Annotated in this window: 11 protein-coding genes; 4 read left to right on the top strand and 7 right to left on the bottom strand. The window is 72.3% G+C overall.

Annotated features, from left to right (window positions below; genetic code table 11):
* Window positions 1-141 precede the first annotated feature (141 nt).
* Window positions 142-1,143, top strand: a complete 1,002-nt coding sequence (gene argF / locus ASC60_RS11800) for an ornithine carbamoyltransferase (RefSeq protein WP_055549688.1) — start codon at window positions 142-144, stop codon at window positions 1,141-1,143.
* Between the two features lie 9 nt (window positions 1,144-1,152).
* Here argF and ASC60_RS11795 read toward each other — a convergent pair whose 3' ends face one another.
* Window positions 1,153-1,728 carry an ATP-binding protein gene (locus ASC60_RS11795; protein WP_055549686.1) on the bottom strand — a complete coding sequence of 192 codons (576 nt, stop codon included), beginning with the start codon at window positions 1,726-1,728 and terminating at the stop codon, window positions 1,153-1,155.
* 231 nt (window positions 1,729-1,959) lie between these two features.
* Here ASC60_RS11795 and ASC60_RS11790 point away from each other — a divergent pair, with 231 nt between their 5' ends.
* Window positions 1,960-2,787: an enoyl-CoA hydratase family protein gene (locus ASC60_RS11790; protein ID WP_055549684.1), complete on the top strand. Its 828-nt coding sequence runs from the start codon at window positions 1,960-1,962 to the stop codon at window positions 2,785-2,787.
* Window positions 2,784-5,120: a bifunctional salicylyl-CoA 5-hydroxylase/oxidoreductase gene (locus ASC60_RS11785; protein WP_055549682.1), complete on the top strand. Its 2,337-nt coding sequence runs from the start codon at window positions 2,784-2,786 to the stop codon at window positions 5,118-5,120. The genes ASC60_RS11790 and ASC60_RS11785 overlap by 4 nt, the downstream gene beginning before the upstream one ends.
* Here the strand turns inward: ASC60_RS11785 and ASC60_RS11780 are convergent.
* From ASC60_RS11780 to ASC60_RS11760, 5 genes are all read right to left on the bottom strand, one after another.
* Complete coding sequence (locus tag ASC60_RS11780) at window positions 5,092-5,763, bottom strand: TetR/AcrR family transcriptional regulator (RefSeq protein ID WP_055549680.1); 672 nt, start codon at window positions 5,761-5,763, stop codon at window positions 5,092-5,094. The genes ASC60_RS11785 and ASC60_RS11780 overlap by 29 nt on opposite strands.
* A gap of 13 nt (window positions 5,764-5,776) precedes the next feature.
* Window positions 5,777-5,971 carry a ferredoxin gene (locus ASC60_RS11775; protein WP_055549678.1) on the bottom strand — a complete coding sequence of 65 codons (195 nt, stop codon included), beginning with the start codon at window positions 5,969-5,971 and terminating at the stop codon, window positions 5,777-5,779.
* 20 nt (window positions 5,972-5,991) lie between these two features.
* A complete protein-coding gene (locus tag ASC60_RS11770; protein ID WP_055549676.1) occupies window positions 5,992-7,206 on the bottom strand; it encodes a cytochrome P450 in 1,215 nt (404 codons plus the stop codon).
* Window positions 7,207-7,484: 278 nt separating this feature from the next.
* Window positions 7,485-8,327 (bottom strand): PaaX family transcriptional regulator C-terminal domain-containing protein, encoded by an 843-nt coding sequence (locus ASC60_RS11765; RefSeq protein WP_055549674.1) that lies wholly within the window; start codon window positions 8,325-8,327, stop codon window positions 7,485-7,487.
* Between the two features lie 4 nt (window positions 8,328-8,331).
* Window positions 8,332-9,963 (bottom strand): AMP-binding protein, encoded by a 1,632-nt coding sequence (locus ASC60_RS11760; RefSeq protein WP_055549672.1) that lies wholly within the window; start codon window positions 9,961-9,963, stop codon window positions 8,332-8,334.
* A gap of 136 nt (window positions 9,964-10,099) precedes the next feature.
* On the opposite strand from ASC60_RS11760, the gene ASC60_RS11755 reads away from it, so the two are divergent.
* Window positions 10,100-11,224 carry an acyl-CoA dehydrogenase family protein gene (locus ASC60_RS11755; RefSeq protein WP_055549670.1) on the top strand — a complete coding sequence of 375 codons (1,125 nt, stop codon included), beginning with the start codon at window positions 10,100-10,102 and terminating at the stop codon, window positions 11,222-11,224.
* Window positions 11,225-11,235: 11 nt separating this feature from the next.
* Here ASC60_RS11755 and ASC60_RS11750 read toward each other — a convergent pair whose 3' ends face one another.
* Window positions 11,236-12,864 carry an IS200/IS605 family accessory protein TnpB-related protein gene (locus tag ASC60_RS11750; RefSeq protein WP_055549668.1) on the bottom strand — a complete coding sequence of 543 codons (1,629 nt, stop codon included), beginning with the start codon at window positions 12,862-12,864 and terminating at the stop codon, window positions 11,236-11,238.
* Window positions 12,865-12,920 lie beyond the last annotated feature (56 nt).

Below are 12,920 nucleotides of genomic sequence, written 5' to 3'. Positions count from 1 at the left end.
GGGATCACCCCCGCGCCTCCGTATATATACAGCTGCTCGTATATGCTTCCATGGTTCCGGTCGGAGTGATGTGCGCTGCGACCACGCCCACCCCGTCCGACCGCTCGACCCGCTCGACCGCCGCGATATAGGAGCCCACCCATGGCGATTGACCTCACCGGCCGCCACTTCCTCAAGGAGCTGGACTTCACCGCGCAGGAGTTCCGGCACCTGGTCGACCTGTCGGCCGAGCTGAAGGCGGCCAAGCGCGCGGGCGCGGAGACGCGTCGGCTCCAGGGCAGGAACATCGCCCTGATCTTCGAGAAGACCTCCACCCGCACCCGCTGCGCCTTCGAGGTCGCCGCCGCCGACCAGGGCGCCTCCACCACGTACCTCGACCCGACCGGCTCGCAGATCGGGCACAAGGAATCGGTCAAGGACACGGCGCGGGTGCTCGGCCGGATGTACGACGCGATCGAGTACCGCGGACACGGTCAGGGCGTCGTCGAGGAGCTGGCCGCCCACGCCGGAGTGCCGGTCTACAACGGCCTCACCGACGAGTGGCACCCCACCCAGATGCTCGCCGACATCCTCACCATGACCGAGCACAGCACCAAGCCGCTGGACCGGATCGCCTACGCCTACCTCGGCGACGCCCGGTACAACATGGGCAACTCCTACCTCGTCACCGGCGCCCTGCTGGGCATGGATGTCCGGATCGTCGCGCCCAAGCTGCTGTGGCCGGACAACACGATCGTGGAGCTGGCGCGTCAGATGGCCGAGGCCTCCGGCGCCCGCATCACCCTCACCGAGGACGTCTCCGAGGGCGTGCGCGGGGCGGACTTCATCGCCACCGACGTCTGGGTGTCCATGGGCGAGCCCAAGGAGGTGTGGGACGAGCGGATAGCCCTGCTGGGGCCGTACGCGGTGACGATGGACGTGCTGCGCGCCACCGGCAACGACGCCGTGAAGTTCCTGCACTGCCTCCCGGCCTTCCACGACCTGGGCACCGACGTGGGCCGGGAGATCCACGAGCGGCACGGGCTGACCGAGCTGGAGGTCACCGAGGAGGTCTTCGAGTCGGAGCACTCGGTCGTCTTCGACGAGGCGGAGAACCGGATGCACACCATCAAGGCGGTGCTGGTCGCGACGCTCGGCGCGTAGCCGAAGCCGTCACCCCTCCGTGGCCTCCTGGGCTTCCGCCGGGGGCAGTGTGAACCAGACGGCCTTGCCGTAGGGGGTGGGGCGGTAGCCGGTGTCCGCGCTGAGGGCGCGGATGAGCAGCAGTCCGCGTCCCCGTTCGGCGAGGGCGTCGGGTCTCTTCGGGCCCTCGGGGCGGCCCGGGCCGTCGGACTCGCGCACGTCATCGCGCACGCCGTCCCGTACGGCCTCCCGCGGGCCGTCCGGACCGTGGCCGTCCGGACCGTGGCCGTCCGGACCGTGGTCGTCCGGACCGTGGTCGTCCGGTCCGCCGAACCCGCCGGGCGGAGTGGGGTCCATGTCGTGCACCTCGACCTGCCAGCCGCCGGTCGGCACCAGCTCCACCACCAGCTCTATCGGCTCGTCCCCGGCCGTGTGCTGCACGGCGTTGGCGACCAGCTCGGCCGTCAGCAGCTCCGCCGTGTCACCGTCCACGGGGGCGCCGATGTCCGCCAGCGTGTTGCGGATCAGCGCACGGGCCAGCGGCACCGCGGCCGTGGTGTGCGGCAGTGCGAAGCGCCAGGTGGCGGCGCGGGTGGGATCGGGCAACGTACTGGTCCAGTCGGTCGACGGGGAGGAGGGACACCGCAGCCCTTGACGGTATGAAGCGGACGATAGTGCCGGAAGGGGCCATGGACCACTCTTGGGAGGACTTATGTCCTCCCCGATCACACATCCGCCCTATCGCGCACTCGTGACGACGGTCACGTACCGGTGATAACTTCAAAGGGCAGGCACCAGGCAGACCCAGCCGTCCGGCTGAAGGAGGCCATGGCCCCCATGAGTCCGTTCACCGGTTCCGCGCCCCGCACCGAGGACTGGCGGCATCTGCGCCTCACCCTCGACCAGGGCGTCGCCACCGTCACCCTCGCCCGCCCCGAGAAGCTCAACGCGCTCACCTTCGGCGCCTACGCCGATCTGCGCGACCTCCTCGCCGAGCTGGCCCGCGACGGCTCCGTACGCGCCCTGGTGCTCGGCGGTGAGGGCCGCGGCTTCTGCTCCGGCGGCGACGTCGACGAGATCATCGGCGCCACCCTCGCCATGGACACCCGCCGGCTGCTCGACTTCAACCGGATGACCGGGCAGGTGGTCCGCGGCTTGAGAGAGTGCCCCTTCCCGGTGGTGGCCGCCGTGCACGGCGCCGCCGCGGGCGCGGGCGCCGTCCTCGCGCTCGCCGCCGACTTCCGGGTCGCCGACCCGTCGGCCCGCTTCTCCTTCCTCTTCACCAAGGTCGGGCTCTCCGGCGGCGACATGGGCGCCGCCTATCTGCTGCCCCGCGTGGTCGGGCTCGGCCACGCCACCCGGCTGCTGATGCTCGGCGAACCGGTCCGCGCCCCCGAGGCCGAGCGCATCGGACTGATCAGCGTGCTGGCCGACGAGGGACAGGCCGGGACGCAAGCGGCGGCGCTCGCCCGGCGGCTGGCCGATGGCCCCTCCCTCGCCCTCGCCCAGACCAAGGCGCTGCTCACCGCCGAACTCGACATGCCGCTGTCCGCCGCGATCGAGATGGACGCGTCGACCCAGGCGCTGCTGATGACCGGCGCCGACTACGCCGAGTTCCACGCCGCGTTCACCGCCGGCCGCGCCCCCCGGTGGCAGGGCCGATGACCACGGCGCCCGCCCCCTCTCCCGGCCGCCCCCTGCGCATCGCCGTCGTCGGCGGCGGCCCCGGCGGCCTCTACGCGGCGGCTCTGCTCGCCCGTCTCGACCCGCGGCGCGAGATCACCGTCTGGGAGCGGGGCGGCCCGGATGAGACCTTCGGCTTCGGCGTCGTCCTCTCCGACGAGACCCTCGGCGGCATCGAACACGCCGACCCGGCCGTCTACGCCGCCCTCCGCGACGCGTTCGTCCGTTGGGACGACATCGACGTGGCCCACCGCGGCCATGTGCTCACCTCCGGCGGCCACGGCTTCGCCGCCCTCGGTCGCCGCCGGCTGCTGCGCATCCTCCACGAACGCTGCCAGGCCCTCGGCGTACGGCTCCGCTTCCACACCCAGGCGCCGCCCGCCGAGCAGCTGTCACGCACGTACGACCTGGTCATCGCGGCCGACGGGGCGGGAAGCGCCACCCGCCAGGCCCACGCCGACGCCTTCCGCCCCCACCTCACCACCCACCGCTGCCGCTACATCTGGCTCGCCGCCGACATCGCCCTGGACGCCTTCCGCTTCGAGATCGCCGAGACCGGACACGGCGTCATGCAGCTCCACGGCTACCCGTACGAGCCGGACGCCAGCACCGTCATCATCGAGACGCGGGAAGAGGTGTGGCGACGGGCCGGACTCGACCTGTGCACCGAACGCGAGTCCACCGAGCGCTGCGCCGAGCTCTTCGCCGACGCCCTCGGCGGCCACCCCCTGCGCGGCAACCGCTCCCAGTGGACCGCCTTCCGTACGGTCGTCAACGAGCGCTGGTCACACGGCAACACGGTCCTCATCGGGGACGCGGCGCACACCGCCCACTTCTCCATCGGCTCCGGCACCAAACTCGCCGTCGAGGACGCCCTCGCCCTGGCCGCCGCCCTCGACGAACACCCCGCCCTGCCCGACGCGCTCGCCGCGTACGAGGCCGAACGCCGCCCGGTCGTCGAATCCACCCAGCGCGCGGCCCGCGCCAGCCTGGAGTGGTTCGAGAACCTGGAGCTGTATCTGGACCAGCCGCCCCGCCAGTTCGCCTTCAACCTCCTCACCCGCAGCCGCCGCGTCACCCACGACAACCTGCGGCTGCGCGATACGGAATTCGTCGAGACGGTGGAGCGGGAGGCCGCCGTTCCCGCCGCCACCCCGCCCATGTTCACCCCCTTCCGCCTCCGTGGCCTCACCCTCCGCAACCGCGTCGTCGTGTCCCCCATGGACATGTACTCCGCCGCCCACGACGGAACCCCCGGCGACTTCCACCTCGTCCACCTCGGCGGCCGGGCGCTCGGCGGGGCCGGGCTGGTGATGACGGAAATGGTCTGCGTCAGCCCGGAGGGCCGTATCACCCCCGGCTGCACCGGTCTCTACACCGACGCCCACGAAACCGCCTGGCGCCGTGTCACCGACTTCGCCCACACCCACGCGCCGGGGGTGGCCGTCGGCGTCCAGCTCGGCCACAGCGGACGCAAGGGCTCCACCCGGCTGATGTGGGAGGGCATCGACCTCCCCCTCCCGCACGGCAACTGGCCCCTCGTCGCGCCCTCGCCCCTCCCGTACCGCCCCGGCGTCAGCCAGACCCCGCACGCCCTCGACGCCACCGGACTCGCCGCCGTCCGCGACCAGTTCGTCCGCGCCGCCGAACGCGCCGTCCGCGCGGGCTTCGACCTCCTCGAACTCCACTGCGCCCACGGCTATCTGCTCTCCAGCTTCCTCTCCCCGCTCACCAACCACCGCACCGACGGCTACGGCGGCTCCCTCGACGCCCGCCTCCGCTACCCCCTGGAGGTCTTCGACGCGGTCCGCGCCGTCTGGCCCGGCGACCGACCCATGACGGTCCGCGTCTCCGCCACCGACTGGGCCGACGGCGGCACCACGGCGGACGACGCCGTCGCCATCGCCGCCGCCTTCACCGCCCACGGCGCCGACGCCATCGACGTCTCCACCGGCCAGGTCGTCCCCCACGAGACCCCCGACTTCGGCCGCTCCTACCAGACCCCCTACGCCGACCGCGTCCGCAACGAACTGGGCGTCCCCGTCATCGCGGTCGGCGCCATCTCCTCCTGGGACGACGTCAACTCCCTCATCCTGGCGGGCCGCGCCGACCTCTGCGCCCTCGCCCGCCCCCACCTCTACGACCCCCACTGGACCCTGCACGCCGCCGCCGACCAGGACTACACCGGCCCCGCCGCCCCCTGGCCCCTCCCGTACCAGGCGGGCAGCCGGAAACCCCCCACCGGCCGCACCGACGCCCCCCGGCCCCGGCTCGCGCTCCAGAACCTCACAGGGGACCGAGCAGGGCGGTGCTGAGCCCGCACAGCGCTGTGATCAGGTCCCGGCCCAGGACCCGCCACGAATCCACCGCCGCGGCGGGGTCGATACGGCCGTTCGCCAGGTCGTACTCCAGCTCGGCGAAGGCGTGCGCCGAGAGCTGGCGCACCATGGCGGCGTGCCGGGCGAAGAGATCGGGGCGGATGTCGCCCCGGCGGATGGCGCCGATCTCGTCCAGGAGACGCAGGGACGGGCTGTCCAGATGCTCCCGCAGGACGTAGTCGCGGAACACCGGTTCGACGAGCGCCTGGGCGAAGAAGCGGGCGCGCCACGTGGGGGTGCCCGCTTCGATATGGGTTTCGACGGTCGGCAGGATGAGGCAGCGGTAGTGCTCCTCCAGGGACACGGCGTCCTGCCCGCGCAGCGCCTCCACCATGGCGATGCGGTGCTTCTCCACGAGCGCGGTGTGGTTCGACAGAATCGTCTTGATGAGGTTGTCACGGCTGTCGAAGTGGTACTGCACCGCGGAGTTGTTCCGCTGGCCGGCTGCCTCGCTGATCTGCCTGACCGAGACGTTCGCGAAGCCGCGCTCGGCGTAGAGCCGCTCGGCGGTGCGCATCAGTTTGTCCCGCGCGAGCACCGAGCGGGGAGAGGGCGGGGCAGCCGGACGGGGGAGAGTCATTCCGCTGGGAGGGTCATTCCGTCAGCCGGATGGCACCGGTCGGGCACACCGAGGCGGCCTCACGGACGGCGTCGAAGTGCTCCGGAGGCGGAGCGTCGTCCAGCACGACCACGATCCCGTCCTCCTCACGCTGGTCGAAGACCTGGTCGGCCCTGAGCACGCACATCCCGCTGCCGCAGCAGACTCCCTGGTCAGCAGTGATCTTCATGGTACCTTCCTCGCCGGCCCTCACCAGGTGACCCACAGGTCCTCGAAACCGCCCGCCGCGACTCCCTCGCGGGCGCGGAGGTTCTCCGCGGACTCCCGCAGCCGCAGCTCCGGCAGCATCCTGACGAACGTGCCGAGCACCACCTGGAGTTCCACCCGCGCGAGGGTCTGCCCGACGCAGAAGTGCGGTCCCGCGCCGAAGGCGAGGTGCTGGGCGTTGTTCTCGCGGCGCGGATCGAACCGGTCGGGTTCGGGGAACTTGCGCCCGTCCCGGTTGGCGGCGTGCAGATTGACGAACAGCGTGCTCCCGGCGGCGACCGGCACCCCGCCGACCTCCGTGTCCTCGGTGATGAACCGGGGGATGCCCACGCCGCCGTTCGTGTCCATCCGCAGCGCTTCCTCCACCACACCGGGGACCAGCCCGGGGGCGGCGACCACGGCTTCGTAGCGCTCCCGCTCGGACAGCAGCATCGCCGTCATCTTCAGGATCATGTTGGAGGTGGTCTCGTGCCCCGCCAGCAGGAGGCCGACCGCGGTGGAGATCAGCTCGTCGTGGCTGAGCCGCCCGTCCTCGCTGTCGGAGATCTGGGTCAGCTCACTGAGCAGGTCCTCGCCCGGACGCGCCCGCTTGCGCTCGACGAGATCCGACGCGTAGGCGTGGAAATCCCGCTGTGCCTCGTCCACTTCGGCCTGGGTGTAGCGCGTCAGCGTCAGCAGTACCTCCGACCAGTGCGCGAACCTGTCCTGGTCCTCGCTCGGCGCACCGAGCAGCGCGCAGATGACCTGCACCGGAAGGGGGAGCGCCAGCGCCGCGCGGAGATCCGCGGGCGACCCCTTGGCGATCATGTCGTCCACCAGCGCGTCGGCCATCTCCTGGACGCGAGGCCGCCACGCCTCCATCTTCTTCACCGTGAACGCGCGGCTGATCAGCCGCCGCCACCGCCGGTGCCCCGGCCCCTCCTTGTTGTCCACCTCTCCCGGGGACGGCCGGCTGAACATCCCCCCGTCGTCGGTGGTCGCCATGCGCGCGGCGCCCTTGCGGTCGAGGTTGCGGCTGAACCGCGGGTCGGTCAGCAGCCCGCGGATCTCCTCGTACCCGGTCAGCAGACCGACCACATCCCCACTGGGCATCCGCACGTGTGCCACGGGGCACGCGGCCCGCGTCTCGGCCCACTCGCGCGGGGGCTCCAGGAGGTTCGGCTGCTCGAACGGGTAGTCGGGGACGGCTTCCGTCATGGGGGGACTCCTCCGGTGTCGGGGACCTGCGATCACCGTAAGTCGACTGACTTATTAAGGCAATCGCTTTAGAAGGGATGGCCGACATTCGTCCCGGGCGTTCACCTTCACCTCCTCCTGCACCGCGGCCGAGGCCGCCCAGCACCTTCAGGCCGTGCCGCCGGCACAGCCCGAACGGCCCGCCCGGGCAACGCGGCCGACCGGGGACACGGCGGCGGTGCAGGGCAGGGAAGCCCGGGCCGGCAGGGGGAGGGCGAAACCCGGGGCCGCGAGTGCCATCAGGCCGGTCCCACCGCCGCGCCGCGCAGCACCGCCTCCGCGTATTCCGCGCCCGTGTCGCGCAGCCGGTCGTGGAGCGCCGCGAAGACCGTGGCGGCGCGGGCGCCGGGCCAGTCGGCGGGGAGGAGCGATGGGGGGAGGCCGGGGTCGGCGTAGGGGAGGTGGCGCCAGGAGTCGAGGGCCAGGAGGTAGTCGCGGTAGGCGGCTTCGGGGGTGGGGGTGTGGTGCGTCCAGTGGGTGAGCACCGGCTCGTGGGCGGTGCGGAACGCGTGGTGGAGGGCGGCGAGTTCGTCCAGGTCCCACCAGCGGCGGACCGCCTCGGCGGTGGGGGTGAAGCCCGCGTGGTCGCCCCGGAAGAGGTCGACGTAGGAGGCGAGGCCGAGGCGCTGAAGGGTGTGGCGGGTCTCGTCGTAGAGGCGGTCCGGGGCGATCCAGACGCCGGGGGCGGCGGTGCCGAAGCCGAGGCGGGAGAGGCGGGAGCGGAGCAGGTGGCGCTTGTTGCGCTCCTGTTCGGGGACGGAGAAGACGGCGAGGAGCCAGCGGTCGGGCCCGGGGGCGGGGCGGGGGTAGATGCGGTGGTCGCCGTCGTCGAGGAGCTGGCGGGCGTCGGCGGACAGGGCGTACCCGGCGGACCCGGCCGCGGTGCGGTCGGCGACCAGCAGGCCGCGCCGCTTGAGGCGGGAGACGGCGGAGCGCACCGAGGGCGGGTCGACGCCGACGGCGCCCAGCAGCCGGATGAGGGCGGCGACGGGCACCGGCCCGGCGGGGCGGTCGGCGGTGCCGCGCCCGTACGCGCCGTAGTGGGTGACGATCAGGGAGCGGGGGGTGTGCTGGCCGTTCACGGGGTCACTGTAGAGCGCTGTCGCGGAGGCGGTAGCGCTGGAGCTTGCCGGTGGCGGTGCGGGGGAGCGCGTCGAGGAAGACGAAGCGGCGCGGGCATTTGTAGGGGGTGAGTTCGGCGGTGGTGAAGGCTTTGAGTGCGGCCACGGTCTCCTCGGTCCGCGGAACGCCCGCGCGCAGCACCACATGGGCGACGACGATCGTGCCGCGTTCGGTGTCCGGCGCTCCGGTGACCGCGGCTTCGGCCACGTCGGGGTGGCGCTGCAGGGCGTCCTCGACCTCGGGGCCCGCGATGTTGTACCCGGAGGAGATGATCATGTCGTCGGCGCGGGCCACGTAGCGGAAGTAGCCGTCCGGGTCGCGGATGTAGGTGTCGCCGGTGAGGTTCCAGCCGTCGCGTACGTAAGAGCGCTGGCGCTCGTCCGCCAGGTAGCGGCAGCCGGTCGGGCCGCGCACGGCGAGCAGGCCCGGTTCGCCGTCGGGGACGGGGCGCAGGCCTGCGTCTACGACGCAGGCCTCGAAGCCGGGGACCGGGACGCCCGTCGTCCCCGGGCGGATCGCGTCGTCGGCGGCGGACAGGAAGATGTGGAGCAGTTCGGTGGCGCCGATGCCGTTGATGATGCGCAGCCCGGTGGTCCGGTGCCAGTCGTGCCAGATGGCGGCGGGCAGGTTCTCCCCGGCGGAGACGCAGCGGCGCAGCGAGGAGAGGTCGTACGCCGCGGGCTCGGTGCGCAGCCGGTTCAGCATCGCCCGGTAGGCGGTCGGCGCGGTGAACAGCACGGACACCCGGTGCCGGGCGATGTCGGCGAGCAGCCGGTCCGGCCCGCCCCGGTCGGTCAGCAGCGTCGACGCCCCGGCGCGCAGCGGGAAGACGACGAGGCCGCCGAGGCCGAAGGTGAAGCCGAGCGGCGGGCTGCCCGCGAACACGTCGTCGGGGGTGGGCCGCAGTACCTGGGCCGAGAAGGTGTCGGCGATGGCGAGGACATCGCGGTGGAAGTGCATGCAGCCCTTGGGCCGCCCGGTGGTTCCCGAGGTGAAGGCGATGAGGGCGACGTCGTCGGCGGAGGTCGGCACGGCCTCGTACGACGCGGGCGCGCGGGCCGCGAACCGCAGCAGGTCGTCGGGCGCGGTACCGCCGAAGGTGAGGGTGCGCAGCCCCGGCACCCCGGCCCTGACCAGGTCGTCCGCGCACCGCGCGTCGCACAGCGCGTGCCCGACCCGGGCGATGTCGCAGATGGTGGCCAGTTCGCGGGACCGCTGGGCGGCCAGCACGGTCACCGCGACCGCGCCCGCCTTCATGACGGCCAGCCAGCAGGCGGCCAGCCAGGGGGAGGTGGGGCCGCGCAGCAGTACCCGGTTGCCGGGGACGACGCCGAGGGTAGTGGTGAGGGTGTGCGCGATGCGGTCGACGTGTGCGAGGAGGTGCCCGTACGTCCACACCGTGCCGGAGCCGTCGTGCACGGCGGTCCGCTCCGGGCCGTACCGCTCGACGGTGCGATCCAGTAACTCGGCACCGCAGTTGAGCCGGTCGGGGCGGCGTGGCCCCGGCAGGTCGAGGAGGAGCCCGGGCCATTGGTCGGCGGGCGGGAGGTGGTCGCGGGCGAAGGTGTCGAGGTGTGCCGAAGGCCTGAGCTCCATCGAGGATGCGCCCCCTGCCTGCCCGATGTGCCTGCCGGATGGCTGTCTGAAGCCGCTTCGTCAGCGTAACGTGATGGTGACGACAGTCAATATCCCGCGACAGTCGCGAAAAGGGTCGCGCCGAGGGAGGGCCCCGATGCCGTCATTCGCACTGGATCCGGAGCAGCGGCGCTGGTGCGCGCGGCTGCGCGCGCTGGCCCGCGAGCACCTGCGCCCCCTCGCGGACGCCGGTACGCCGGGACGGATCAACCGTCCGTTGACCGCCTGCTTGGGCGAACTGGGCCTGCTGGAGCGGCTGTTCCCGGAGGACGGGCCGGTCCGGGCGCTCGACCTGTGCCTGCTGCGCGAGTCGCTGGCCATGGAGTGCACGGAGGCCGAGACCGCGCTCGCCCTCCAGGGGCTCGGCGCGTACCCGATCGTGCTGTCCGGCGGCGAGAAGACGTACGAGCGCTGGATGCCCGGGATCCGGGCCGGACGCACCGTCACCGCCTTCGCGCTGAGCGAGCCGGACGCCGGATCGGACGCGGCCGCGCTCACCCTGCGGGCCGACCGGGACGGGGCCGGGGGCTGGCGGCTGACCGGTGAGAAGTGCTGGATCTCCAACGCGCCCGAGGCCGACGTCACCACCGTCTTCGCCCGCACCACACCGGGCGCGGGCTCACGCGGCGTCACCGCCTTCCTGGTGCCCGCAGACCGCCCCGGACTCGGCGGCGAGCCCCTGGAGATGCTCAGCCCGCACCCCATCGGCCGCCTCGTCTTCGACGGCGTCCCGGTCACCGGCGAGGACGTGCTGGGCGTGCCGGACGCGGGCTTCCGCGTCGCCATGCGCACCCTCAACCTGCTGCGGCCGAGCGTGGGCGCGTTCGCCGTCGGCATGGCGCAGGCGGCGCTGGACGCCTCGCTGGCGCACGCCGGAAGCCGCACCGCCTTCGGCGGGCCCCTGAAGGACCTGCAGTCCGTCGCGCACCAGCTCGCCGAGATGGCCACCCGCACCGAGGCCGCCCGGCTGCTCGTCTACGCGGCGGCCGCCGCCTACGACGACGGCGAGCCCGGCATCGCCCGGCGCTCGGCCATGGCCAAGCTGCTGGCCACCGAGACCGCGCAGTACGTCGTGGACGCGGCCGTCCAGATCCACGGCGCCCGCGCACTGCGCCGTGGCCATCCGCTGGAACACCTCTACCGTGAGGTGCGCGCGCCCCGGATCTACGAGGGCGCCACCGAGGTTCAGCGCACGATCATCGCGAAGGAGCTGTACCGATGACCGAACCGTTCCTAGTGACTGAGCGGGAGTGAGTCCTGGTGCCAGGACTCGTGCTCAGCCGGGTGCCCCGAACGGTTGTGGGCACCCTGGTCGCCCGCTTTCGCTCCGCGTTCGGCGCCGGCGGATCGTGTCCATGGTCCGGGAATGCGGGGACGGGTTTCCTCACGCCCCGGAGCCACCGATGTGGCCTGGACGGTCCGATGCCCCGCACGATCTCTCTGGTCGTGCGGGGGCGGTGCCGTCCGTCGCCGGATCGGGTGCCCCAGGGCGCGCCTTGCGATCGCCACCGCTGCCGCGTGATGGCGTGTGGTTTTCCTGTTTTTGCTGGTGAGGGGTTTTTGCCAGTGCTGGGCGCCCCAGCGGCTGGTGTAGGCGGGATCCACGGCGACGACAAGGATGCCGAACTCGGCGGCCATCGACACGAGCCGTGCCCGCAGTTTGGCGGTGGGCATGCCGGAGATCAGCTTGCGGAACCGCTTCCTGCGGCCGTGCTTCTCGCGAGTCTTCTCCGATGCGAAATCCAGGTCCTCGATCGCGATCGCCAGCCTGTGGCGTTTGGCCCAGTGCAGGAGGCGGATCAGGGCGTGCCGCACCTGCGCGTCCCGGTGCGATGCACAGCCGGACAGGTCGTAGTCGAACCTGCGAGGCTCGCCGACCGGATTGCCATGGACATCCAGCCGCCAGGCCGCCAGATGGTCGGCGTTCATGTCGACGCCGATCAGCCCGCCGGACCGGACCGCCTCCAACGGCACCGTCGTGACCGCCGGGAGCTGCCAGGATGCGGTCAGGTACCAGCGGTCCCGATCCACGTCGAAGTGGATGCGATAGGCCACGGGGCGGTGGGCTGTGATGCGGTCGGCCCACTGCTCGCCCCGGTGCCGGAAGCCGACCCGGCACGCCAGCACATACCGGCCGTGGGATGCGTTCGCCAGCCCGGCCAGCGGCTCGGGAAGCTTGATGCTCACCTCACCGCCGAGGCTGACCCGGATGGTTTCGTTCCCGTACCGTTTGCCGGACTCGCCGTCGGCCTGGAGGAACCAGCGCTCGGCCTCCCACCGCACCCGCCACTTGGCCTCGGTCAGTTGGGCGGCTTGGAGGTGGTGCCGGTTGCGCAGCAGCTTCTTGCCGCCGCGCACCACGCGTACGCGCCCGGTCTCACGGTCGGCCCGCTCCCGCTCCAGCCGGTCTTGGAGCAGGTGCAGACGCCGGGACTTGGCGAACCACTCCTGCCGGGAGCGGTAACCACCCGGCAAGCCCCGGGACCCCTTCGCCGCGACCGGCAGCGACAGCCGACGAGCGATCGTATGGACACCAGCCTCAAGGGACTGGATAAACGCGAGCTGACCGCGACGGGCCAACGCCCACTGATCATGCGTGGCCTTGGTGATACTGCCCGCCCACCGAGAGGAGGACTGTCCGGTCAAAGCCCGCTTACGCTGCGCCCACTGGTCACTGTCATGGTCCAGCCCGGCCGCACAGCGGGCCTTCCAGTCCCGGGAGACCAGGGAGCCCAGCCAGTCACCGACCAGGCGCAGGACCTTTTCGTCCTGTCCGGTCAGACCCTTGAGGCCGGCGCGGATGGCCACTCCGGCGGGGCCTGGTGCCACGAACGGCGCAGCCATCTCCCGCAGCCCGCCCACTTTCCACCCCCTACGCCCCCCGGAAATTCTCCGTTACTGCACCCAACGAGCACCGC

Origin of the sequence: Streptomyces sp. NBRC 110028 (assembly GCF_001417735.1) — a bacterium.
Lineage (GTDB): Bacteria > Actinomycetota > Actinomycetes > Streptomycetales > Streptomycetaceae > Streptomyces.
Note: the sequence above shows the minus strand (reverse complement) of the source record. Positions and strands in the feature narration are given on the sequence as shown.